The sequence below is a fragment of the Streptomyces sp. NBC_01716 genome, assembly GCF_036248275.1.
Taxonomy (GTDB): domain Bacteria; phylum Actinomycetota; class Actinomycetes; order Streptomycetales; family Streptomycetaceae; genus Streptomyces.
Window position 1 is genome coordinate 1,451,916 of sequence record NZ_CP109181.1, and the last position, 19,254, is coordinate 1,471,169.

The 19,254-nt window shown below is 70.0% G+C and carries 15 protein-coding genes; 7 read left to right on the forward strand and 8 right to left on the reverse strand.

Annotation, left to right across the window (positions count from 1 at the left end; translation table 11 throughout):
• Window positions 1-22: 22 nt before the first annotated feature.
• The 7 genes from OIE74_RS06155 to OIE74_RS06185 all read right to left on the reverse strand — a co-directional run bounded on the left by OIE74_RS06155 (window position 23) and on the right by OIE74_RS06185 (window position 7,663).
• A complete protein-coding gene (locus OIE74_RS06155) occupies window positions 23-1,093 on the reverse strand; it encodes an ABC transporter permease (protein WP_329379212.1) in 1,071 nt (356 codons plus the stop codon).
• A complete protein-coding gene (locus OIE74_RS06160) occupies window positions 1,090-2,622 on the reverse strand; it encodes a sugar ABC transporter ATP-binding protein (protein ID WP_329379214.1) in 1,533 nt (510 codons plus the stop codon). The genes OIE74_RS06155 and OIE74_RS06160 overlap by 4 nt, the downstream gene beginning before the upstream one ends.
• Before the next feature lie 254 nt (window positions 2,623-2,876).
• A complete protein-coding gene (locus OIE74_RS06165; RefSeq protein ID WP_329379216.1) occupies window positions 2,877-4,058 on the reverse strand; it encodes an ROK family transcriptional regulator in 1,182 nt (393 codons plus the stop codon).
• A gap of 261 nt (window positions 4,059-4,319) precedes the next feature.
• Window positions 4,320-5,003 carry a GntR family transcriptional regulator gene (locus OIE74_RS06170; protein WP_329379218.1) on the reverse strand — a complete coding sequence of 228 codons (684 nt, stop codon included), beginning with the start codon at window positions 5,001-5,003 and terminating at the stop codon, window positions 4,320-4,322.
• Window positions 5,004-5,095: 92 nt separating this feature from the next.
• Entirely contained in the window at window positions 5,096-6,043 is a 948-nt protein-coding gene (locus tag OIE74_RS06175) for a beta-ketoacyl-ACP synthase III (RefSeq protein ID WP_329379220.1), read from the reverse strand.
• Between the two features lie 134 nt (window positions 6,044-6,177).
• Window positions 6,178-6,324, reverse strand: coding sequence for an MFS transporter small subunit (locus tag OIE74_RS06180; protein WP_329379222.1), 147 nt, complete (start codon window positions 6,322-6,324; stop codon window positions 6,178-6,180).
• Window positions 6,287-7,663, reverse strand: coding sequence for an L-lactate MFS transporter (locus OIE74_RS06185; protein WP_329379224.1), 1,377 nt, complete (start codon window positions 7,661-7,663; stop codon window positions 6,287-6,289). Before OIE74_RS06185 ends, OIE74_RS06180 begins: the two co-directional genes overlap by 38 nt.
• A gap of 193 nt (window positions 7,664-7,856) precedes the next feature.
• Here OIE74_RS06185 and OIE74_RS06190 point away from each other — a divergent pair, with 193 nt between their 5' ends.
• From OIE74_RS06190 to fdhD, 5 genes are all read left to right on the forward strand, one after another.
• Window positions 7,857-8,828 carry a 2-dehydropantoate 2-reductase gene (locus tag OIE74_RS06190; RefSeq protein WP_329379226.1) on the forward strand — a complete coding sequence of 324 codons (972 nt, stop codon included), beginning with the start codon at window positions 7,857-7,859 and terminating at the stop codon, window positions 8,826-8,828.
• A gap of 153 nt (window positions 8,829-8,981) precedes the next feature.
• Window positions 8,982-10,955, forward strand: a complete 1,974-nt coding sequence (locus tag OIE74_RS06195; RefSeq protein WP_329379228.1) for a molybdopterin oxidoreductase family protein — start codon at window positions 8,982-8,984, stop codon at window positions 10,953-10,955.
• Window positions 10,956-10,961: 6 nt separating this feature from the next.
• Window positions 10,962-13,010 (forward strand): NAD(P)H-dependent oxidoreductase subunit E, encoded by a 2,049-nt coding sequence (locus OIE74_RS06200; RefSeq protein WP_329379230.1) that lies wholly within the window; start codon window positions 10,962-10,964, stop codon window positions 13,008-13,010.
• Window positions 13,007-13,864: a 2Fe-2S iron-sulfur cluster-binding protein gene (locus tag OIE74_RS06205; protein ID WP_329379232.1), complete on the forward strand. Its 858-nt coding sequence runs from the start codon at window positions 13,007-13,009 to the stop codon at window positions 13,862-13,864. The genes OIE74_RS06200 and OIE74_RS06205 overlap by 4 nt, the downstream gene beginning before the upstream one ends.
• A 42-nt stretch (window positions 13,865-13,906) precedes the next feature.
• Complete coding sequence (fdhD, locus tag OIE74_RS06210; protein WP_329379234.1) at window positions 13,907-14,746, forward strand: formate dehydrogenase accessory sulfurtransferase FdhD; 840 nt, start codon at window positions 13,907-13,909, stop codon at window positions 14,744-14,746.
• A 144-nt stretch (window positions 14,747-14,890) separates the two neighbouring features.
• On the opposite strand, the gene OIE74_RS06215 is transcribed toward fdhD, so the two are convergent.
• Window positions 14,891-16,039: a bile acid:sodium symporter family protein gene (locus OIE74_RS06215; RefSeq protein WP_329392187.1), complete on the reverse strand. Its 1,149-nt coding sequence runs from the start codon at window positions 16,037-16,039 to the stop codon at window positions 14,891-14,893.
• Window positions 16,040-16,222: 183 nt separating this feature from the next.
• Between OIE74_RS06215 and OIE74_RS06220 the strand changes: the two genes are divergently transcribed.
• Together OIE74_RS06220 and OIE74_RS06225 are read left to right on the forward strand one after the other, a co-directional pair.
• Window positions 16,223-17,119, forward strand: coding sequence for a LysR substrate-binding domain-containing protein (locus OIE74_RS06220; protein ID WP_443076341.1), 897 nt, complete (start codon window positions 16,223-16,225; stop codon window positions 17,117-17,119).
• Window positions 17,120-17,414: 295 nt separating this feature from the next.
• On the forward strand, window positions 17,415-19,214 hold the full coding sequence (locus OIE74_RS06225) for an AMP-dependent synthetase/ligase (RefSeq protein WP_329379235.1): 1,800 nt from the start codon (window positions 17,415-17,417) through the stop codon (window positions 19,212-19,214).
• The last annotated feature ends 40 nt before the right edge of the window (window positions 19,215-19,254 follow it).

Sequence of the window (19,254 nt, forward strand, 5' to 3'; positions counted from 1 at the left end):
CTGGGCCCCGGGGGTAACGAGGTCAGGCCTCGCCGTGGCGCGCCGTGCGGCGCTGGACCAGTACGGCGGCGACGATGATCGCGCCCTTGGCGATCTGCTGGACGTCGCTCTGCAGGTTGTTGAGGGCGAAGATGTTGGTGATGGTGGTGAAGATCAGGACACCGAGCACGGAGCCGACGATCGTGCCGCGGCCACCGCTGAGCAGGGTGCCGCCGATGATCGCCGCCGCGATGGCGTCGAGCTCGTAGAGGTTTCCGTTCGTGTTCTGGCCGGAGCCGGAGAGCACGATCAGCATGAAGGCCGCGATACCGCAGCAGAGCCCGGAGAACAGGTACAGATACAGCCGCTGCCTGCGGACGTCGATACCGGCGAGCCGGGTCGCCTCCGCGTTGCCGCCGACCGCGATGGTGCGGCGGCCGAAGGTCGTACGGTTCAGCAGCAGCCAGCCGACCACGGTCACCAGCGCGAAGATGATGACGAGCGGCGGGATCCCGAGGATGTACGAGTCACGGGCGCCGAGGTCGAGCACCGACTTCAGGGTGACGATCTGCGTGTTGCCGTCGGTGATCTGGAGGGCCAGACCACGGGCGGACGCCATGATCGCGAGGGTGGCGATGAACGGGGCCATGCCGCCGTACGCGATCAGTACTCCGTTGACCAGACCACAGGCCAGACCCACGAAGATCGCGGTGAACAGGATGCCGGCGAAGCCGTACTCCTGGGTCGCCACGGTCGTCGCCCACACCGAGGCCAGGGCCACGATCGCGCCCACCGACAGGTCGATGCCGCCGCTGGTGATGACGAACGTCATGCCGACGGTGACGACACCGATGATCGACGCCTGGGTGAGCACCAGCTGGAGGTTGCTGGTGTCCAGGAACTGTTCGGGCTTGGTGATACCGCCGACGACTATCAGGGCGGCGAGCACGCCGAGCAGCGAGAGCGTACGGAAATCGAGACGCAGCCCGAGCGCCGGACCCTTGGACCCTCCCGGGGTCTTTCCGGCGGGCTTGGTCAGCGGCACGGGTGCGGCGTCGGCGGCGGGTGCGGCCTCGGGCCCGCCCTGCTGCGCCTCAGAGGCAGGCTGTTTCATGGCGTCGGGCTCCCTTCCATCACAAGGTCGAGTACACGGTGCTCGTCCAGCTCCTGGGCCGGTGACGTGTGGACGACACGGCCCTCCCGGAGCACCAGCACCCGGTCGGCGAGGCCAAGGACCTCGGGGACCTCGCTGGAGACGAGAAGTACGGCGAGGCCTTCGTCGGCCAGGCGGCGGATCACGGCGTAGAGCTCGGCGCGCGCGCCGACGTCCACACCGCGGGTGGGTTCGTCGAGAAGCAGGACCCGGCAGCCGCGCAGCAGCCAGCGGGCCAGGACCGCCTTCTGCTGGTTGCCGCCGGACAGGGTGCGGATGACCGCGTCGGGGTTGTCGGGGCGCAGGGAGAGCTCCTGGGTCGCGGCCCTGGCGGCCTTGCGCTCCCCGGAGCTGTCGAGCCAGCCGCCCTTGGAGAACCGGGACAGCGACGACACCGACACGTTGCGGGTGACCGACTCGATGAGCAGCAGGGCCTGGGCCTTGCGCTCCTCGGGGGCGAGGCCCAGTCCGGCGCGTACGGCGGCGCGGACGCTGCCGGGCTTGAGCTCCTGGCCGTCGACCAGCACCCGGCCGGCCGTGGGCTTGCGCGCGCCGAAGATGGTCTCCAGGATCTCGGAGCGTCCGGAGCCGACGAGTCCCGCGAGGCCGACGATCTCGCCGGGCCGCAGTTCGAGGTCGACCGGTTCGAACTCGCCCTCCCTGGTGAGTCCTTCGGTCCGCAGCACGGGCTCGCCCCGCGGGGCGTCGGCGACCGCGGGCCGGTCGGGGAAGACGTACGCGACCTCCCGGCCGGTCATCAGGGAGACGACCTCGCTGGTCGGGGTGTCCTTCGCGGGCAGACCCACGGCCACGGTGCGGCCGTCCTTGATGACGGTCACCCGGTCGCCGATCCGGCGGATCTCCTCCAGGCGGTGGGAGATGTAGATGACGGCGACACCGTCGGCGGTGAGCGTGTCGACGATACGGAAGAGGTTGTCGACCTCGTCCGGGTCGAGCGCCGCCGACGGCTCGTCCATCACGATCAGGCGCACGTCGTGGGAGAGCGCGCGGGCCATGGAGACGATCTGCTGGTGCGCGGCGGAGAGGTCGCCGACCTGCCGGCCCGCGGGGATCTCGGGGTGGCCGAGCCGCGCGAGCAGCGCGGTGGCGGCGGTCCTGGCCTCGCCGCCCTTGACGATGAAACCGGCGGAGGTCGGCTCATGTCCGAGGAAGATGTTCTCGGCGACCGACAGGCCCTCGACGAGGTCGAGTTCCTGGTAGATGGTCGCGATGCCGAGCTTCATCGCCGCGATGGGTGACTTGAGCTGGACCTCTTCGCCGCGCCAGGTGATGACACCGTCGTCGGGCTGGTGCGCGCCAGCGAGCACCTTGATGAGTGTGGACTTGCCGGCCCCGTTCTGGCCGAGCAGACAGTGGACTTCGCCTGCCTGGACCTCCAGGTCCACGCCGTCCAGGGCGCGGACGCCCGGGAACAGCTTGGTGATGCCGGACATGGTGAGCAGGTGGCCTTCGGGTGGTGCTGGTGCCATGGCGTATCCCCTCGGCGGATGCGGCCGGTGAGCGGGCTTGCGGGCGTGCGGAACAGGGCGGTGCGAGGTGCGGTGGTGCGGCTCGTTGCTGTGGAGCGGCTCGGTGCTGTGGTGCGGCTCGGTGCGGGTGATGCGCGTGGCGCCGGGAGCTGGGTGGCGCCGTGACCGGTGATGCTTTTGTTATGTCTTTTGCTGTTATTTCGGTTGTGCGGATGAAGCGTGTGCCGTACGGCCCGGCGCCGGGGATACCGGTGTCAGGCCGGGGAGAAGAGGTGGTCGCTGATGAGGCGGGCCGCCCCGGTGACTCCGGCGGTCGGTCCCAACTCCCCCAGCACGATGGGGAGATTGCCGGTGGCCAGCGGGAGCGACTGGCGGTAGACCTGGGTGCGGACGCTGGCCAGCAGGGTGTGGCCGAGGCCGGTCACCCCGCCGCCGATCACGACAAGGCCCGGGTTGAAGAAGCTGACGAGTCCGGCGATGACCTGGCCGACGCGGTTGCCGCCCTCGCGGATGAGGTAGAGGGCGGTGGGGTCGCCTGCCGCGGCGGCCACGGCGACGTCGGCGGCGGTGAGCCGGCCGGCCGCTTCGAGGCGCGCGGCGAGTTCGGCGGAACGGCCCGTACGGGCGGCGTCCTCGGCGTCCCTGGCCAGCGCGGCACCGCTGAAGTGGGCTTCCAGGCAACCCCTGTTGCCGCAGACGCAGGCGCGCCCGTCGGGCTCGACCCGGATATGGCCGATGTCGCCCGCGCTGCCGGTGGTGCCCCGGTAGACCTCGCCGCCGACCACGATGCCGCAGCCGATACCGGTGCCGATCTTGACGCAGAGGAAGTCGCCCACGGAGCGTGCGACGCCCGCGTGCTGCTCGCCCATCGCCATCAGGTTCACGTCGTTGTCGACCATGACGGGGCAGCCCAGATCCTGGCTGAGCGCCTCGCGTACGGGAAAACCGTCCCAGCCGGGCATGATCGGCGGCGCGACCGGTACACCTTCGGGGAAGCGGACCGGGCCGGGAACGCCGATGCCGGCGCCGTCGTACCCGTCGGCGAGGCCCGAAGCCTTGAGCTTGGCGGCCATCGCGAGCACCTGCTCGAAGACGGCGACCGGGCCCTCACGGACGTCCATGGGGTGGTTGACGTGCCCGAGCACTTCGAGTTCGGCGTTGGTGACGGCGACGTCGATGGACGTGGCGCCGATGTCCACCCCGAGGAAGCGGAGGGCGGGCGCGAGCCGGATGTTGTGGGAACGGCGGCCACCGCGCGACGCGGCGAGTCCGTCGGCGACGACGAGTCCGGTCTCCAGCAGCCGGTCGACCTCCACGGCGAGCTTGGAGCGGGAGAGGTCGACCTGATCACCGAGCTGGGCGCGGGAGTTGGGCCCACCGTCACGCAAGAGCCGGAGCAGTCGCGCCTGATGAGCGTTCGCGGGTCGTGCGGTCATACGTCTCACGCGCCCCTCCCCGCCTCTCGGCTCTGTGATGCGTCGCTACGTCGGTTTCGTTTCGACGGGCTTTCGAGGGGAACGTAGCAGCGCTTTCCCCGAGTGGGAAGAAGTTGAGCATGAATCGCTCCTAACTTTCTCCACAGTCAGGACAAAGGCGTTTCGCGGCGGCCACCTCGGCATCTGTCGCCGGGCATACGAAAGGCGCCTCCGCGACCGGCCGGAGGCGCCTTGCTCTTCAACTGCACACGTGCGAATCGGTCAGACCTGGGTGTCCCCACGGTGGTGGTACGTGGAACGCGTCTGCTCCGTGTGGGCGCGCATGACCTCCGTCGCCGCCCGCTCGTCGCGTGCGGAGATCGCCGCGATCAGGGCCCGGTGCTCGATCCAGGACTGCTTGCCGCGCTGGCGCGCCACCGGCGTGTAGTACCAGCGCACCCGGCGGTCCACCTGCGCCGCGAGCTCCGCCAGGACGACGTTCCCCGCCAGCTCCATCACCTTCGCGTGGAACGCCGCGTTCGTCGCGACCGTGAGGTCCACGTCGTCGTCGGCCACCGACTGCTCGCCCTTGGCGCAGAGCGCCTCGAGCGCCGCGATGCCGGCCGAGCCGGAATTCGCGGCCGCAAGCCTTGCCGCCTCGGCCTCCAGGAGCGTACGGACCGAGAGCAGCTGGTCCGCCTCCGCCTCGGTCGGCTCGTGGACGAAAGCGCCCTGGGCGGGCCGGAGATCGACCCACCCCTCGGTGTTCAGCCGCTGGAGCGCCTCGCGCACGGGCTGCCGGGAGACGCCGAGATGACCGGCGAGTTCGCTCTCCACCAGATGCTGTCCCGGCCGCAGTTGGCGGACGGTGATCAGCTCCAGCAGGGCCTCGTAGACGCGCTCGCGCAGCGGTCCGGGTCGTTCGAGTTTGGGCACTGAGCCCTGCGGCAGTCCTGCGGACAACATGCGGTCCCCCTCCTGGCTGATCTACGGCAAAGTCCCCGGCAAAAGACGGCAACGATTGGCTATCGTCTACAGTCTACCGAGAACCGTAGCGCTCAGGGGCAGCGGATGACCTGGCCGGCGTAAGAGAGATTTCCGCCAAACCCGAAGAGGAGCGCCGGAGCGCCGGATTCCACCTCGCCGCGCTCCACCAGTTTGGACAGCGCCATGGGGATGGACGCGGCCGAGGTGTTGCCGGAGTCCACGACGTCGCGCGCGACGACCGCGTTGACCGCGCCGATCTTCTGGGCGACGGGTTCGATGATCCGCAGGTTGGCCTGGTGCAGGACGACGGCCGCCAGGTCCTCGGGGGCGATGCCCGCGCGCTCGCACACCTTCCGTGCGATCGGCGGGAGCTGGGTGGTGGCCCAGCGGTAGACCGACTGGCCCTCCTGTGCGAAGCGGGGCGGGGTGCCCTCGATCCGTACGGCGTTGCCCATCTCGGGGACCGAGCCCCACAGCACCGGGCCGATGCCCGGCTCCTCGCCCGGCTTGACCGCCTCGACGACCGCGGCGCCCGCGCCGTCACCGAGCAGGACGCAGGTGGAGCGGTCGGTCCAGTCGGCGACGTCGGCCATCTTGTCCGCGCCGATGACCAGCGCGCGGGTCGCCGCCCCGGCCCGTACGGCGTGGTCGGCGGTGGCCAGCGCGTGGGTGAAGCCGGCGCAGACCACGTTGAGGTCCATCACGGCCGGTGAGCCCATGGCGAGCCGGGCGGCGACGCGGGCGGCCATGTTCGGCGACCGGTCGATCGCCGTGGACGTGGCGACCAGGACGAGATCGATGTCCGTGGGCATGAGGCCGGCCGCGGCGAGCGCCTTGGCGGCGGCGTGCGCCGCCAACTCGTCCACGGGCTCGTCGGGCCCGGCCACATGCCTCGTTCTGATGCCGACGCGGCTCCTGATCCACTCATCACTGGTGTCGACCATGCCCGCCAGGTCGTCGTTGGTGAGCACCTGGGCGGGCTGGTAGTGCCCGAGCGCGGCGATACGAGTGCCGGTCATGCCCGGGACCTCCTTTTCGGTCGACGTCAGGAGATTCCCAGTCTCGTCAGCGACTCACGAGTAAGGGGGCAGCCGACCCAACAGGATTCTTTGCTTCCTCTTGGAGACTCCGGATCATCCGGCGCCGTCCGAAGTCAGCCCGTGAAGAGCTGGGTGGCCTTGCGGACGAGTTCGTACAGACCGTACGCGAGTGGGACACCCACCCAGAGCCAGGCGAAGACGATCAGCGCGGTTCGCCGGGACTCAGGCACTGCGCTCCCGCTCTCCGGTGCTGTGGTCATCGGCGGCCTCCTTCGGTTCTGCCGGCTCCGTGCCGGTGGTGTTCTCCGGCCGGTGGTGGCGCGGGTGCACGGGGCGGACCAGTTCGTTCGCCACGAAACCGACGACGAGCAGCCCGATCATGATGGTCAGCGAGAGCCCGTACAGTCCGGGCCCGCTCTTGCCCGCCTCCTCCTGGCTGTCGGCCACCCGGTTGACGATGAGCGGGCCGAGGACGCCGGCCGCCGACCAGGCGGTGAGCAGCCGTCCGTGGATCGCGCCCACCTGGTAGGTGCCGAACAGGTCCTTGAGATAGGCGGGGACGGTGGCGAAGCCGCCTCCGTAGAAGGAGAGGATCACCAGCGCGCAGATGATGAAGAGCGGCTTCGAGGAGTCGCCGAACTGCGCGATCAGCAGATACATCAGGGCGCCGACGCCCAGATAGACGCGGTAGGTGTTCTTGCGGCCGATCACGTCCGAGGTGGACGACCAGCCGATGCGCCCGGCCATGTTGGCCGCCGACAGCAGGGCGACGAAACCGGCCGCTGCCGAGACGGAGACCGGCGTGCCGGTGTCGGCGAAGAAGTCCGTGATCATCGGCGCGGCCTTCTCCAGGATGCCGATGCCCGCGGTGACGTTCATACAGAGGACGATCCACAGCAGCCAGAACTGCGGTGTGCGGACGGCGGACTTGGCGGAGACCTGGGCGGTGGTTATCAGGGCCGACGCGGGCGCGGGCGCCGCCTTCGGCGCCGCGTCGGGGCGTGGCACACGGATCAGCAGGACACCGAGCAGCATGAACACCGCGTAGACCAGGCCGTGTACGAGGAACGCCTTGGCGATGCCGTCGCTGCTGGAGCCGAACGACTCCAGCATCTGCGCGGACCACGGCGACGCGATGAGCGCGCCGCCGCCGAAGCCCATGATGGCGATGCCGGTCGCCATCCCCGGCCGGTCGGGGAACCACTTGATCAGTGTCGAGACGGGTGAGATGTAGCCGATGCCGAGTCCGATGCCGCCGACGAAGCCGTAGCCGAAGACGATCAGCCAGAACTGTTCGGTCGCGGCGCCGAGCGCGGAGAGCAGGAAGCCGGACGAGAAGCAGATGAGGGCGACGGTCATCGCCCAGCGTGGGCCGTTGCGTTCGACGAGGGTGCCGCCGAAGGCGGCGGACAGGCCGAGCATCACGATGCCCAGCTGGAAGGGAAGGGCGCTCTGGGTGCCTGAGAGGTCGAGAGCGGATTCCAGCGGCGGCTTGAACACGCTCCAGGCGTAGGCCTGACCGATCGAGAGGTGCACCGAGAGCGCGGCGGGGGGTACCAGCCAGCGGCTCCAGCCGACCGGGGCGAGTGGTGGGGTCATGGTCGCGAACTCTAGGAACCGTTCCCACCGTTTGGGAAGATCTTTTACCTGTTCCAGGTCGACCGTATGCCGACGACAGAAGTCTTGTCGGCAGTTATTCCATACTGTAGACAATATATCGTCGGCAACATGTGTCTCTTCGCTGATTCCCACGCTTCTCTCAACACCCTCAAAGCGAACGGAGAGCCCCACGGTGAAAGTCGCAGTCGTCGGCGCCGGTGCGATCGGCGCCTATGTCGGAGCCGCGCTGGATCGCGCAGGCGCCGAAGTCCATCTCATCGCCCGTGGACCGCATCTGGCGGCCATGAGGCAGCACGGAGTCCGGGTGTTCAGTCCGCGCGGTGATTGGACCGCGCGGGTGCACGCCACCGACGACCCGGCCGACATCGGGCCGGTCGACCATGTGTTCCTGGGCCTCAAGGCGAATTCGTACGCGGCGTGCGGGCCGCTCATCGCGCCTCTGCTCCAGGACCACACGGCGGTCATCGCCGCGCAGAACGGCATCCCCTGGTGGTACTTCCACCGGCACGGCGGCCCGCACGACGGCCGCCGTATCGAGAGCGTCGACCCCGGCGGCTCCGTCAGCGCGGTCCTGCCGCCGGAGCGCGCCATCGGCTGTGTGGTCTACGCGGCGACGGAGCTGGAAGGGCCCGGAGTCGTACGCCACCTGGAAGGCACCCGGTTCTCCATCGGGGAGCCGGACCGGTCGCTCTCGCCGCGCACCAAGGAGTTCAGCGAGGCCATGCGGGCGGGCGGACTCAAATGTCCGGTCGAGGCCGAACTCCGCAACGAGATCTGGATCAAGCTCCTCGGCAACATCTCCTTCAACCCCATCAGCGCGCTGACCCGCGCCACGATGCGGGAGATGTGCCTGCACCGCAGCACACGCGAGGTCATCCAACTGATGATGACCGAGACGCTCCAGGTCGCCGAGGCACTCGGCTGCCACCCCGACATCTCCGTCGAACGCCGGCTGGCCGGCGCGGAACGGGTCGGGGACCACCGGACCTCCACGCTCCAGGACCTGGAGAAGGGGAAGCCGATGGAGCTCGACGTGCTGCTCGCGGCGGTCGTCGAACTCGCCGCGATGTGCGACATCGAGGTGCCGACGCTCCGCACGGTCGACGCCATCTCGGACCTGCTGGCGCGGGGCGTGGCCGCCTAGGGCGACCGGAGCGTTCAACGGGGGGGAGTGCGGGGTCCGCCCGGCGGGCGGACCCCGCACTCCCCCGTCACACAAAACCCCGGCGCAAGACTTCCGCTTCCCGCAAGCTGTCGGGATACTGTATGCAATGGCGCGGCCACAAGCCATGAACTCATGAGGGAGCGCAGCGTGAAAAGCAGCGCAAGAAGGCGGGATCGCACGCCGAAGACCTACGCCAGGCTCGAACACCCGCTGGTACGGGACGAGAAGGGCGGCCCGTTCCGGCGGGCGACCTGGGAGGAAGCACTGGACCGGGCAGCCGCCGGACTGGGTGCCGCACGCGGTGCGTTCGGCATGTTCTCCTGCGCCCGTGCCACGAACGAGATGAACTACGTCGCGCAGAAGTTCGCGCGCGTGGTGATGGGCACCAACAACGTCGACTCCTGCAACCGCACGTGTCACGCACCGAGCGTCGCCGGCCTCTCCGCGGCCTTCGGCTCCGGCGGCGGCACCTCCTCCTACGAGGAGGTCGAGCACACGGACCTGATCGTGATGTGGGGCTCCAACGCCCGCTTCGCGCACCCGATCTTCTTCCAGCACGTGCTCAAGGGCATCAGGAACGGCGCGCGGATGTACGCCGTCGATCCCCGCCGCACGTCCACGGCCGAGTGGGCCGAGAGCTGGATGGGACTCAACGTCGGCACGGACATCCCGCTGGCGCACGCCGTCGGCCGCGAGATCATCCACGCCGGGCTGCACAACAAGGCGTTCATCGAGCAGGCCACCACCGGCTTCGAGGAGTACGCGGCCGAGGTCGAGCCGTGGACCCTCGGTGTGGCCGAGAAGGTCACGGGCGTACCCGCCGCGGCGATCCGCGACCTCGCCCACGCCTACGCCCGCGCCGAGCGGGCCCAGTTGTGCTGGACGCTCGGCATCACCGAGCACCACAACGGCACGGACAACGTCCGGGCGCTGATCAACCTGTCGCTGCTCACCGGGCACGTCGGGCGGTACGGCTCCGGGGTCCAGCCCCTGCGCGGGCAGAACAACGTGCAGGGCGGCGGCGACATGGGGGCCATCCCCAACCGGCTGCCGGGCTTCCAGGACATCCTCGAACCTGACATCCGGCAGAAGTTCGAGACCGCGTGGGACACCGTGATCCAGCCCCACTACGGCCTCAACCTGACCGACATGTTCGAGGCGATGGAGACCGGCGACCTCAAGGCCGTCTACTGCATCGGCGAGAACCCCGCGCAGTCCGAGGCCGACAGCGAGCAGGCGGTCGACCGGCTCAAGGCGCTCGACTTCCTGGTGGTGCAGGACATCTTCCTCACCAGGACCGCCGAGTTGGCCGACGTGATCCTGCCCGCCACCGCGGCGTGGTGCGAGACCGACGGCACCACCACCAACAGCGAACGCCGCGTCCAGCGCGTCCGCAAGGCGATCGACCCGCCGGGCGAGGCGCGCGAGGACATCGACATCATCTGCGACCTGGCCGCCAGGCTCGGTCACCCGTGGAAGTTCGCGGACGCCGAGACCGTCTGGAACGAGCTGCGCGAACTGTCGCCCGACCACTACGGGATGACGTACGACCGGCTGGTCGAGCACCACGGCATCCAGTGGCCGTGCCCCGACACCGAGCGGCTCGAACCCACCTATCTGCACGGCAGGTTGTGGGAGGCGGACCCCGCCAAGCGCGGCAGGCTCGCCCCGTTCGGGATCGTCGAGCACGACCCGCCGGTGGATCTGACGGACGAGCAGTACCCGATCAGGCTCACCACCGGGCGCCGGCTCGACTCGTACAACACCGGTGTGCAGAGCGGGAGTTTCCCCTCCCCGATGCGCCGCGGCGAGTACGTGGAGCTGTGCCCGGAGGACGCGGAGAAGTACGGCGTCCAGGTCGGCGAGGAGGTCCAGATCTCCTCACGGCGCGGCACGGTGCGGGCACCGGTGTGGATCGACCCGGGGCTCCGTCCCGGGCTGGCGTTCATGACCATGCATTTCCCGGACGAGGTGGACACCAACCAGCTGACGATCGAGGCGAACTGCCCCATCGCCGGCACCGCCGAGTTCAAGGCGTCGGCCATCCGGATCGAGAAGTTGCCCGCGAGCGTGACAGAGATGTCCGCGACAGCAGCGAGGAGCTGAGAATCAGTGGACCTGCACTTCGGTGACAGCAAACCGACGGACGAGGAACGGGCGGCGGTCGACTCGCTGCTGGGCCCCGCGACGTCGGCGTGGGAAGGCGCGGAAGACCGTTCGGACACGGATCTGCGCTGGGCTCGCGGTGGTCGCGAGGCACGCGAACGGCGCGACCTGCTGTTGCCGGGGTTGCATGCCATCAACGACCGCGTGGGCTGGATCAGCGAGGGCGCGCTCGCCTACCTCTGCCGCCGGCTCACGGTGCCGCCGGCGGAGGCGTACGGCGTGGCCACGTTCTACGCCATGTTCGCGGTCAAGCCCCGGCCCGCCAAGGTGCTGCACGTCTGCACCGACCTGGCGTGCGCGGGGAACGGCTCCGCGAAGCTCTGCGCGGACCTGGAGGAACGCATAGGTGCCGCGGGCTCGGCGGCGGACGGCGTCGTATGGCAGCCGAGCCCGTGCCTGGGCCTGTGCGAACGGGCCCCGGCCGCACTGGTGTTGCAGGCGGGCACCCCGTCCGACACGGTCCCCGCGCAGCGGGACCCCCGGCTCAGGGACGTCGTCGCCGCGGCGCCCGCGCGCCTCGCCGGCCAGACCGACGAGACCGCGGACGCCGACGGCTCCGCTGTCACGCCCATCCGGGCCGACCTCGCCCCGAACGGCGCGGTGGTCACGCCCCTGCGGGCGCACCCCAACGGATCGTCCGCCGAACCCGCCCCACGGCGGCAGGCGTTCGCCGTCGTCGGCCCCGCCACCGTCGACGCACTGGTCGAGGCCGCCACGGCTCCGGAGGACGCCCCCGATGAGCCCTCCGCCGCCCTGGCCGTACCGCAGGCCGGGCAGGAGGGCCTGATGCTGCTCCAGCGGATCGGCGTCGTCGATCCGTACAGCATCGACGACTACCGGGCGCACGGCGGCTACCACGCCCTGCGGACCGCCTTCGACATCGGACCCGCCGGGGTGATCCGCGAGGTCACCGACTCCGGGCTGCTCGGCCGCGGCGGCGCGGCCTTCCCCACCGGGCGCAAGTGGCAGGCCACCGCCTCCCAGCCCGACCGGCCCCACTACCTCGTCTGCAACGCCGACGAGTCGGAGCCCGGCACCTTCAAGGACCGGGTGATCATGGAGGGCGACCCGTTCGCCCTGATCGAGGCCATGACCATCGCCGGTTACGCCACCGGCGCCCATGTCGGCTACCTCTATCTGCGCGGCGAGTACCCGCGCGCCCTGCACCGCCTGGAGAACGCCATCACCCAGGCCCGCCTGCGCGGCTTCCTCGGTGACGACGTACTCGGCCAGGGCTACGCGTTCGACATCGAGATCCGCCGGGGCGCCGGCGCCTACATCTGCGGTGAGGAGACGGCCCTCTTCAACTCCATCGAGGGCTTCCGCGGCGAACCGCGCTCCAAGCCGCCGTTCCCGGTCGAGAAGGGGCTGTTCGGCAAGCCGACGGCCGCCAACAACGTCGAGACGCTCATCAACGTGCTGCCCATCCTGACGATGGGGGCCGAGGCGTACGCGGCGATCGGCACCGCCAACTCCACCGGACCCAAGCTGTTCTGCGTCTCGGGCAGCGTCGAGCGGCCCGGCATCTACGAGCTGCCGTTCGGCGCCACGCTCGGTGATCTCCTCGACCTCGCGGGCACCCCGACCGAGATCCAGGCGATCCTGCTCGGCGGCGCGGCGGGCGGATTCGTACGGCCCGACGAGCGGGACATCCCGCTCACCTTCGAGGGGACCAGGGCCGCAGGCACCACCCTCGGCTCCGGCGTGATCCTGGTCATGGACGACACCGTCGGCCTGCCCCGGACACTGCTGCGCATCGCCGAGTTCTTCCGCGACGAGTCCTGCGGTCAGTGCGTGCCCTGCCGGGTCGGCACCGTCCGCCAGGAGGAAGCGCTGCACCGCATCAAGGACCGTACGGGCGCCGAGGCGTCCGACGACGTCGCGCTGCTGCGCGAGGTCGGTCAGACCATGCGCGACGCCTCCATCTGCGGTCTGGGACAGACCGCGTGGAATGCCGTCGAGTCCGCCATCGACCGTCTGGGGGCTTTCAAGTGACCGTCATACCTCTTCAACTGCCGCGCCGGCTCCTTGAGTTCACACTCGACGGCGAACCCGTCCGGGTCCCCGAGGGGTCCACGATCCTGGACGCCTGCCGGGCCGCCGGCAAGGACATCCCGACGCTCTGCGAAGGCGACACGCTCACCCCGAAGAACGCGTGCCGGGTCTGCGTCGTCGAGGTCGAGGGCGCCCGTACGCTCGCCCCGGCCTGCTCGCGCCGCGCCGAGGCCGGCATGGAGGTGAAGACGGACTCCGAGCGCGCCCGGACCAGCCGCAAGGTCGTCCTGGAACTGCTCGCTTCGTCCACCGACCTCTCCACGACACCGCGCGCGGCCGAATGGATCAAGGAGTACGAGGCGAAGCCCGACCGGTTCGGGCCCGACGCCGCCCGGGTCAACGAGACACCGAAGATCGACAACGATCTCTACGTCCGGGACCTCGACAAATGCATCCTCTGCTACAAGTGTGTGGACGCCTGCGGCGACCAGTGGCAGAACACCTTCGCCATCTCCGTCGCCGGCCGCGGCTTCGACGCCCGTATCTCCACCGAACACGCCGTGGCGCTCCCGGAATCCGCGTGCGTCTACTGCGGCAACTGCATTGAGGTCTGCCCCACGGGCGCCCTCAGCTTCAAGTCGGAATTCGACATGCGCGAGGCCGGGACCTGGAACGAGTCGGCGCAGACGGAGACCACCACCATCTGCGCGTACTGCGGCGTGGGCTGCAACCTCACCCTGCACGTACAGGACAATGAGATCGTCAAGGTCACCTCACCGCACGACAATCCGGTGACCCACGGCAACCTGTGCATCAAGGGCCGCTTCGGCTACCAGCACGCGCAGCAGCACTAGCCCGAGCAGTACGCGACCGAGCGAGGAACAGGAAGGATCGACATGGGACGGGTCACCGAACGCCGCCGCACCATCCGCATCAGGGACGGTGCCATCACCACCCGTCCCGACACCCTCGTCTCCGAGGAGCCCATGGAGATCCGGCTGAACGGCAAGCCGCTCGCCATCACCATGCGCACCCCCGGAGACGACTTCGCGCTCGCGAGCGGATTCCTCGTCAGTGAGGGCGTCCTCGGCTCGGCCGACGACGTCCGGTCGATCGTGTACTGCGCCGGGGCGACGGACGACGGCAAGAACACGTACAACGTGGTGGACGTCCAGCTCGCGCCCGGCGTCCCGTTGCCGGACATCACGCTGGAGCGCAACGTCTACACCACGTCGTCGTGCGGCCTCTGCGGCAAGGCCAGCCTCGACGCCGTACGCACCACGGCCCGGTTCCCGATCGCCGACACTCCCCCGGTCCGGGTCGAACCGGCTCTGCTTTCCGGCCTCCCCGACCGGTTGCGGGCGGCACAGCAGGTCTTCGACCGGACCGGGGGTCTGCACGCCGCGGCCCTCTTCTCCGAGACCGGCGAACTCCTCGACATCCGCGAGGACGTGGGCCGCCACAACGCCGTCGACAAACTCGTCGGACGGGCGCTCCAGCAAGGCCTGCTGCCGCTCTCGCGGGCGATCCTGCTGGTCTCGGGGCGGGCGTCCTTCGAACTCGCCCAGAAGGCGGTGATGGCCGGAATCCCGGTCCTGGCGGCGGTCTCCGCACCGTCGTCGCTCGCCGTCGACCTCGCCGCGGAGACGGGGCTGACTCTCGTCGGCTTCCTCCGCGGCCCCTCCATGAACGTGTATGCCGGCGACGACCGCATCGCCCTCCACAGCGAGGTGTGACGCGCTGCCGCTGCACGGGATACACGGGATAAGGACCCGGCCGGCGGGGAGCGCCCCCTGCGCCGGCCGGGTCTGGTCCCCCTCTTTCTGGGGGCTCGGTTCTGCTCCGGGGCGCTTTGAGCCGGTGTCGACGGTCGACCGTGCTCAGCCCCTCGTTCCTCGGGGCCTCTGCGCGCTCTCCCTTTCGACACCGGCGCGCCCCTTCGGCTCACTCGCCGATGAGGCGGGCCGGGCCGGTTCGGTCAGTTGGGGTTCAGGCGGTCCCGTGAGGGGTTCAGGCCTGTCCTTCGAGCGGTGCTTGGCGATCACCGCGCAGACCACCAGCTGAACCATGTGGAACAGCATCAACGGCAGTACCGCCAGGCTCGCCTGCGCTCCGAACAGCACGCTCGCCATCGGCAGCCCGGCCGCGAGGCTCTTCTTCGAGCCCGCGAACTGGATCGCCACCCGGTCCGCCCTGCCGAAGCCCAGCCGCCGCGAGCCGTACCAGCTGATCGTCAGCATCGCCGCGAGCAGCACCACCTCGACCGCGAACAGCGCGCCGAGCCGCGCCGGAGTGACCTGGTGCCAGATGCCGGCGACCATGCCCTGGCTGAAGGCCGTGTAGACGACCAGCAGGATCGAGCCGCGGTCCACCCGGCCCAGCAGTGTGCGGTGGCGGGCGAGGAAGCCGCCGACCCAGCGCCGTAGCAACTGCCCCGCCACGAACGGCAGCAGCAGCTGCGCCACGATCCGCAGCAGCGAGTCGGGCGAGAACCCGCTCGCGCCGCCGCCGAGCAGCAGGGCGGCGAGCAGCGGTGTCACCACGATGCCCGCGATGCTGGAGAAGGACCCGGCGCAGATCGCCGCGGGGACGTTGCCCCGTGCCATGGACGTGAAGGCGATGGACGACTGGATCGTCGACGGGACCAGGCAGAGGAAGAGCAGCCCGTTGTAGAGCTCGGGTGTCAGGACGTAGGGCACGAGCCCGCGCGCTGCCAGCCCCAGCACCGGGAAGATCAGGAACGTGCAGGCCAGGACGGTCAGATGGAGCCGCCAGCTCTTGAGGCCGTCCATCGCCTCACGGGTCGAGAGCCGGGCGCCGTACAGGAAGAAGAGCAGCGCGACCGCGCCGGTCGACGCCCCGCCGACGACGTCCGCCGTGGTGCCGGACGCGGGCAGCAGTGCCGCGAGGGCGACGGTGCCGAGGAGGGCGAGGATGTACGGGTCGAGGGGCAGCCGAAACGGCAGCCGCCGGGACCGGGGGGACGGGGGCGACGGGGGCGACGGGGGCGGCGTACGGCGGCGGTTCATGTGCTCCACTGGCTCTTGCTGTGCTCTGGATCTCGTACGCGTGCCGGATCTTGGTCCGTGTTCCGGGACGGATCGCGCGCTCTCCATGATCCAGGGACCGAGCTTGATCGGGAATCCCGCATACGGCTCTGACTGTCATCATGATCCGCGATGACCCGGGCTACCCTGGGCCGCATGTACGACATGTACGACCCCGCGCAGCTCCGCACGTTCCTGGCGGTGGCGCAGACCCTCAGCTTCACGCAGGCCGCGCGGCGTCTCGGCGTACGGCAGTCGACCGTCAGCCAGCACGTACGGCGGCTGGAGGCGGCGGCCGGGGACCGGCAGCTCTTCACACGGGACACGCACAGTGTGGAGCTGACGGAGGACGGCGAGGCCATGCTCGGCTTCGCCCGTACGATCCTCGCGGCCCACGAGCGGGCGGCCGAGTACTTCTCCGGGACCCGGCTGCGCGGCAGGCTCCGTTTCGGCGCCTCCGAGGACTTCGTCCTGACGCGGCTGCCCGAGATCCTGGAGTCGTTCCGCACGGATCACCCCGAGGTCGATCTGGAGCTGACCGTCGAACTGTCCGGCACGCTGCACGAGCGGCTGGCGGCCGGCGAGCTGGATCTGGTGCTGGCCAAGCGCCGGGGCGGTGACACGCACGGCGAGCTGGTCTGGCAGTCCACGCTGGTCTGGATCGGGGCGCCGCACGTGCGGATCGACCCCGAGCGTCCGGTGCCGCTGATCCTGTTCCCGGCGCCCGGCATCACCCGCGCCCGCGCGCTGGAGGTGCTGGAGGCGGACGGCCGCGCGTGGCGCATCGCCTGTACGAGCGCCAGCCTGAGCGGGCTGATCGCGGCGGCGCGGGCGGGTCTCGGCGTGATGGCGCACACCCGGGGGCTGATCCCACCGGGCCTGGTGCCGGTACCGGCCCGCGCGGCGCTGCCGGATCTCGGCGGCGTGGACTTCGTGCTGCTGCACGGCCGGAAGCAGGCAGGACGGACCGCGCGAGCGTCGGACCGGAGCCCGGCGGACGCGCTCGCCGACGCCATCCTGGCGGGCGGCGACCGGCTGCACCGCCCGGCAGACGCACGCTGACCGACAAGAACCCGCCAGACCGAGGCACTGGTACAGGCCAAGCCTTTTCCCGGGGCGGGGTGCGTAATCGCCCCGTACAGATTCGGTGGAGATTCCCCCAAGGCACACTTACTCTTCGGTCAGAAGCGTGTCCCGAGTCTCTTCTCAACTCCGGCTTCCGGCCTCTGACCTGCACCGATACCGCAAGGTGCCACTTGCGTCCACCCCCTCCCGCCGGGCTGCCCCTTGGGGTACCGTCACGGCGCCGTGCGGAGCCACAAGGAGCAGGTCATTGCGCGAGTTCACTGTCCGACCCATGGCGTCTGCGCCCCATGCGGGCGGGCTGGCGGACGTCGTATTCGATCATGCGCTGGACGACCCGGGCCGTGTCACGCTCGGCCGCAAGGACGCCGACGGCAGCTGGCACGACGTGACGTCGGCCGAGTTCCGCGACGAGGTACTGGCTCTGGCGAAGGGGCTGCTGGCCCAGGGGGTCCGGTTCGGCGACCGGGTCGCGATCATGTCCCGTACCCGGTACGAGTGGACGGTCTTCGACTTCGCGCTCTGGTCGGTCGGCGCCCAGTCCGTGCCGGTCTACCCGACCTCATCCGCCGAGCAGGTCTTCTGGATGCTGTACGACTCCGAGGTGTCGGCGTGCGTGGTCGAGCACGAGGACCACGCGATGACCGTCGGCTCGGTGATCGACCGTCTCCCCCGGCTCAAGAAGCTCTGGCAGCTGGACGCCGGGGCCGTCGACGAACTCACCCGCGCGGGCGCCGAGATCGACGACGAGGTCGTCCACCGGCACTGCCGGGCGGTCACGCCCGACTCCACGGCCACGGTCATCTACACCTCGGGCACCACCGGCCGGCCCAAGGGCTGTGTGATCACGCACGCGAACTTCATGTTCGAGACGGACACGATGATCGCCCGCTGGGAGCCGGTCTTCCACTCCAGGCGCGGCGACGAGGCGTCGACGCTGCTCTTCCTGCCGCTCGCGCACGTCTTCGGCCGGATGGTCGAGATCGCAGCGATCCGGGGGCGGGTGAAGCTGGGCCACCAGCCGGTGATGCGGGCGAGTGAACTGCTGCCGGACCTGGCCGCGTTCCGGCCGTCCTTCATCCTGGCCGTGCCGTACATCTTCGAGAAGATCTTCCACGCCGCGCGCCGCAAGGCCGAACGGGAGGGCAGGACAGGCCCGTTCGACAAGGCCGTTGATGTGGCGGTGAAGCACGCGGAGGCGATGGAGCACAAGGCGTTCGGGCTCGGCCCCGGTCCGTCGGCGGGGCTGCGGATCCAGCACCAGTTCTTCGAGAAGGCCGTGTACTCCAAGGTGCGCGCCGCGATGGGCGGCCGGGTGCGGCACGCGATGTCGGGCGGTTCGGGGATGGACCGGCGGCTCGGTCTCTTCTTCGAGGGCGCCGGCGTCACGGTCTTCGAGGGCTACGGCCTGACGGAGTCCAGCGCGGCGGCCACCGCCAACCCGCCGGAGCGCACCCGGTACGGGACGGTCGGCCAGCCCATCCCGGGCACCACCGTGCACATCGCCAAGGACGGCGAGGTGTGGCTGCACGGCGGTCATGTCTTCGGCGGCTATCTGAACGACCCGAAGGCCACCGAAGCGGTCCTGCGCGACGGCTGGCTCGCCACGGGCGACCTCGGGGCGCTCGACGAGGACGGCTATCTGACCATCACCGGGCGGAAGAAGGAGATCCTGGTGACATCGGGCGGCAAGAGCGTGTCACCGGCGGGTCTTGAGGAGCGCGTACGGGCGCATCCGCTGGTCGGCCAGTGCATCGTGGTCGGCAACGACCGGCCGTACATCGCCGCGCTGGTGACCGTCGACCAGGAGGCGGTGGAGCACTGGCTGGCGATGCGAGGCAAACCGCCGCTGAAACCGGTGGACCTGGTGCGCGACCCGGATCTTGAGATGGAGATCCGTCGCGCGGTGGTGGCGGCCAACACCCTGGTGTCACAGGCCGAGTCGATCCGAACGTTCCGGATCCTGGCGCATCCCTTCAGCGAGGAGCACGGGCTGCTGACGCCGTCGCTCAAGCTCAAGCGCAAGGCGATCGAGACGGCGTACACCGTCGAGGTGGACGCCCTCTACCGCTGAGGCGGGGGAGCAGGACCCGGGGCGGCACCCGAAGGTCTCC

Bases quoted from the DNA above. Each gene is read 5' to 3' on its own strand.
- fdhD (WP_329379234.1), top strand. From the start codon at position 13,907: ATGGGACGGGTCACCGAACGCCGCCGCACCATCCGCATCAGGGACGGT.
- OIE74_RS06160 (WP_329379214.1), bottom strand. From the start codon at position 2,622: ATGGCACCAGCACCACCCGAAGGCCACCTGCTCACCATGTCCGGCATC.
- OIE74_RS06175 (WP_329379220.1), bottom strand. From the start codon at position 6,043: ATGACCGGCACTCGTATCGCCGCGCTCGGGCACTACCAGCCCGCCCAG.
- OIE74_RS06185 (WP_329379224.1), bottom strand. From the start codon at position 7,663: ATGACCCCACCACTCGCCCCGGTCGGCTGGAGCCGCTGGCTGGTACCC.
- OIE74_RS06225 (WP_329379235.1), top strand. From the start codon at position 17,415: ATGGCGTCTGCGCCCCATGCGGGCGGGCTGGCGGACGTCGTATTCGAT.
- OIE74_RS06215 (WP_329392187.1), bottom strand. From the start codon at position 16,039: ATGAACCGCCGCCGTACGCCGCCCCCGTCGCCCCCGTCGCCCCCGTCC.
- OIE74_RS06155 (WP_329379212.1), bottom strand. From the start codon at position 1,093: ATGAAACAGCCTGCCTCTGAGGCGCAGCAGGGCGGGCCCGAGGCCGCA.
- OIE74_RS06195 (WP_329379228.1), top strand. From the start codon at position 8,982: ATGAGGGAGCGCAGCGTGAAAAGCAGCGCAAGAAGGCGGGATCGCACG.
- OIE74_RS06180 (WP_329379222.1), bottom strand. From the start codon at position 6,324: ATGACCACAGCACCGGAGAGCGGGAGCGCAGTGCCTGAGTCCCGGCGA.
- OIE74_RS06165 (WP_329379216.1), bottom strand. From the start codon at position 4,058: ATGACCGCACGACCCGCGAACGCTCATCAGGCGCGACTGCTCCGGCTC.
- OIE74_RS06170 (WP_329379218.1), bottom strand. From the start codon at position 5,003: ATGTTGTCCGCAGGACTGCCGCAGGGCTCAGTGCCCAAACTCGAACGA.
- OIE74_RS06220 (WP_443076341.1), top strand. From the start codon at position 16,223: ATGTACGACCCCGCGCAGCTCCGCACGTTCCTGGCGGTGGCGCAGACC.